Origin of the sequence: Nocardia sp. CC201C (genome assembly GCF_030010695.1) — a bacterium.
GTDB classification, from domain to species: Bacteria; Actinomycetota; Actinomycetes; order Mycobacteriales; family Mycobacteriaceae; genus Nocardia; species Nocardia otitidiscaviarum.
The window spans coordinates 1-3,191 of sequence record NZ_JASCXP010000594.1 but is presented as its reverse complement, the minus strand read 5'-3'; the positions used below and the strand labels follow the sequence as shown (position 1 = coordinate 3,191).

Genomic DNA, 3,191 nt, shown 5'->3' with positions numbered 1-3,191 from the left:
GCAGTGGTCACATCCGGCAAGGTGTTCCTCGTAGTCGCGGCGTTCGGCACGGGTGAGCGCGCCCAGGACGTACGGTCCGTCCCAGGTTTCGTAGGCAGCGCAGGGCTCCCGTCCCGCAACCGTTTCCGTCACTTGGTCACCCCCATCTCCTGTAGCGCCAGCCGGAGCGCCCGCATCCCGTAGTGCATGCGGGACTTCACCGTTCCTTCCGGGATATCCAGTTCCGTGGCGATCTGATGCGTCGACAGCCCGCGGTAGTAGGCGCGCACGATCACCGCCCGGTGGTCCGGACTGAGCCGCGCCAAGGCGTCGGCCACCAGCCAGCCGTCCAGCGCGCGGTCGGCCTGATCCGCCACCGGCTGCTCCGGCGGATGGTCCATCCGGAACTCCCGTCGATTGCGGGCACTGCGGTACTCGTCCACCGCCAGATGCCGGGCGACCGTGAACAGCCACGCGCGGGCCGAATGCGTGGACTGATCCAGCACGGCGGGTCGCTGCCAGGCACGCAGCAGGGTCTCCTGCACGATGTCCTCGGCACGGCCCGGATCGCCGACGAGTCCGTAGGTGTAGCGCCACAGTGCCGTGGCGTGCTCGTCATAGAGCACCCGCAGCAGTTCGGCCTGTTCCTCGGGCATCGGATGCACCTCCCGCTACCCACCCACGACGCAGACCGGCCGCGGGTTCAGATCAATTGCGCTCCACCTCGATCGGATGGGTCGCCAACAGGGAGAGCGGCAGCGGCTGGCGGCGCAGCACCTGCGCCCACAGATCGCCGCGGCCCGCGATGGGATCGCTCGGCAGCGCCGACAGCACGATCCAGTCCCCGCGGTCCAATTCGCCCTCCAGCTGTCCGAAGGTCCAGCCCGCATAGCCCGCGAACACTCTCAGGCCCTCCACCAGCGGCGCGATCACCTCGGGATCGGAATCCAGATCCACCAGCGCCACGCGCCCGTCCACCCTGCGCAGACCCGGTACCTCGGTGACCGGGGTGCCCACCTTCACCAGGGCCAGGCACAGGGCGGCATCGCGTTTCACCGGGCCGCCGATGTACAGCGCGCGCGGCGACGCCGCCACCTCGGCCCAGTTCGGTAGCACGTCGTGCACCGCGGTGTCGCTGGGCCGGTTCAGTACGACGCCCAGACTGCCCGCGTCGTTGTGCTCGATGATGTACACGACGGTGCGCCGGAACGACGGTTCCACCAGGTCGGTCGCGGACACCAGCAGTGTGCCCGGCCGAACCACCTGATCCTCGTGCCGGGATTCGCGTCGAGAACGATCGCCGTGTTCCTCTGCGCGTGCCACCTCGACATCATCGCACCGCTACCCCCCGATTGGCTCGGTTTGTTTTGGTCAAGGGCCCATATCGGGGAGTGCGGCGGGGGCAAACGAACCGAGTTAGGGTTTCCCCATGGAACGTCCCGAGGTCGTCCTCGAGAACAGCGATGCCGTGTACGACTTCTACCGGGAGCATCAGCAGAATCGACTGCAGGCGTGGGGTGCCTACGCGTTGCTCGGGCGTCGCTACCATCCGCGGGTCGCATATGCGCCAGGGGCGCGAGAGCGCCTGCGGGAGTTGATTTCCGAGGGTTGTCCGCTGCTCATCTCGATCAACCACCTCTCCCAGCTCGATCCCTACACCGTTGCCGCGGCGGCTTGGCGCAGCGGGCTGCGGCCCGTGATCGGCCGGACCCGGGTGCTGGCCAAGGATGAGCTGTTCGCCGAGGCAAAGCAGCGCCGCCGGATCGACATGATGGGCGGGATCCCGGTCTTCCGCGGAAAGGACCACGGCATCCGCGCCGTGAACGCCGCGGGGCAGCGGATGATCGAGGTCTGCGCCGAGCGGCTCTTCCGCGGCGACGGCATGGCGGTGTTCCCCGAGGGCACCTGCAATGACGTGGATCCCACCCAGGTCCAGTCGGTGGGCAGCGGCATCGGGCACATCGCCTTCAAGTCCATGAAGTTGGGCGCGGAGCCCGCCCTGGTGAGCATCGGCCTGAGCTACGGTCCGCGATCCGATCCGACCGTGGAGCCGACCAAGGAGCAGGTCAAGTCGGCCAGCTTCTACTTCGGCGTGCCGGTCGTCGACCTGCCCACCCGCCCCGCGGAGATCGCGCGGCTGGTGAAGAGCGAGTTGCAGGCGGCGCTGGACGGAGCTGTGGCGGCGTACTGAGTGCTGGGCCGGTTCAGTGCTGGGGTAGCCCCAGTCGTTCCCTGGACCAGTGCGGAACCAGCGTCAGGTACTCCGGCCGCGACTCCACGAAGTGGTGCACCATCGGGCAGAGCGGCAGGATGCCGAGGCCCTCGTCGCGGGTGGCGTCCAGTGCGCCCTGCACCAGCTTGCGGCCGTAGCCGCGGCCCTCGTACTGCGGGTAGATCTCGGTGTGCACGAAGGCCCGCTCGTTCGCGGTGTCCTGATAGGAGGTCACCCCCGCCACCAGGCCGTCGACCAGTAGCTCGAAGCGATCCAAGGCGGGATTGCGGCGCACCTCGATCGACTCATTCGACTCACTCGACATGGGCACGACGCTATCGGGTGGCCCGTGGTCGATTTGCACCGATTGCCATTACTCGCGCTCCGGGCGTGTCGGGAGATCGGTTCGCGCGGCGACCGGGCGTGGCGCAGGTGGGGGCAGCGGTCGCTCGCCGCAGCGTGCAGACTGTGGTGATGACGCAGAAGGGGCCGCGTCGGGTGGTGCTGGCACCCGACAAGTTCAAGGGTTCGCTCACGGCGGCCGAGGTCGCGGACGCGCTCGCGCGCGGTATCAGGCGCACCGCGCCCGGCGCGGACGTGGTGCGACTGCCCGTGGCCGACGGCGGGGACGGCACCGTGGACGCCTTCCTCGCCGCGGGCTGGACGCGGGTGCACCTGCACGCGCCCGGACCCACCGGCGACCCGGCCCCCTGCTCCTACGCGCGCCGCGGCCGGACCGCGGTCATCGAACTCGCCGCCGTGGTGGGACTGTCGAAACTGCCGGGCGGGCAGCAGGATCCGCTGGGGGCCAGCACCTACGGGCTGGGGGTGGTCGTCGCGCACGCGCTCGAGCATGGCGCGCGGGAGATCGTGCTCGGCCTCGGCGGCAGCGCCTCCACCGATGGTGGCGCGGGCCTGCTACAGGCACTCGGGCTGCGGGTCCTCGCCGCCGACGGCACCGAATTGCCGTGCGGCGGCGCGGCTCTGCGGTTAGCCGCCC

6 protein-coding genes are annotated in these 3,191 nt (G+C 69.7%); 2 read left to right on the top strand and 4 right to left on the bottom strand.

Annotated features, from left to right (window positions below; all coding sequences use genetic code 11):
* The 3 genes from QK444_RS34600 to QK444_RS34590 form a co-directional block, all read right to left on the bottom strand.
* The coding region (locus QK444_RS34600) for a zf-HC2 domain-containing protein (RefSeq protein ID WP_282786217.1) at positions 1 to 132 on the bottom strand (132 nt) is incomplete at its 3' end.
* Entirely contained in the window at positions 129 to 635 is a 507-nt protein-coding gene (locus QK444_RS34595) for a sigma-70 family RNA polymerase sigma factor (RefSeq protein WP_029930297.1), read from the bottom strand. The genes QK444_RS34600 and QK444_RS34595, both read right to left, overlap by 4 nt.
* 52 nt (positions 636 to 687) lie before the next feature.
* A complete protein-coding gene (locus QK444_RS34590) occupies positions 688 to 1,302 on the bottom strand; it encodes a YqgE/AlgH family protein (protein ID WP_280354764.1) in 615 nt (204 codons plus the stop codon).
* Positions 1,303 to 1,408: 106 nt separating this feature from the next.
* Between QK444_RS34590 and QK444_RS34585 the strand changes: the two genes are divergently transcribed.
* Positions 1,409 to 2,170 carry a 1-acyl-sn-glycerol-3-phosphate acyltransferase gene (locus QK444_RS34585; RefSeq protein ID WP_282786216.1) on the top strand — a complete coding sequence of 254 codons (762 nt, stop codon included), beginning with the start codon at positions 1,409 to 1,411 and terminating at the stop codon, positions 2,168 to 2,170.
* A gap of 13 nt (positions 2,171 to 2,183) precedes the next feature.
* Here the strand turns inward: QK444_RS34585 and QK444_RS34580 are convergent, their stop codons facing one another.
* Positions 2,184 to 2,516, bottom strand: coding sequence for a GNAT family N-acetyltransferase (locus QK444_RS34580; protein ID WP_029930294.1), 333 nt, complete (start codon positions 2,514 to 2,516; stop codon positions 2,184 to 2,186).
* Between the two features lie 149 nt (positions 2,517 to 2,665).
* Here QK444_RS34580 and QK444_RS34575 point away from each other — a divergent pair.
* On the top strand, positions 2,666 to 3,191 hold a 526-nt coding region (locus QK444_RS34575), incomplete at its 3' end, for a glycerate kinase (RefSeq protein ID WP_282786215.1).

Excerpts from the sequence above, each read along its gene's own strand:
- QK444_RS34585 (WP_282786216.1), top strand. The coding sequence starts at position 1,409 with ATGGAACGTCCCGAGGTCGTCCTCGAGAACAGCGATGCCGTGTACGAC.
- QK444_RS34595 (WP_029930297.1), bottom strand. The coding sequence starts at position 635 with ATGCCCGAGGAACAGGCCGAACTGCTGCGGGTGCTCTATGACGAGCAC.
- QK444_RS34580 (WP_029930294.1), bottom strand. The coding sequence starts at position 2,516 with ATGTCGAGTGAGTCGAATGAGTCGATCGAGGTGCGCCGCAATCCCGCC.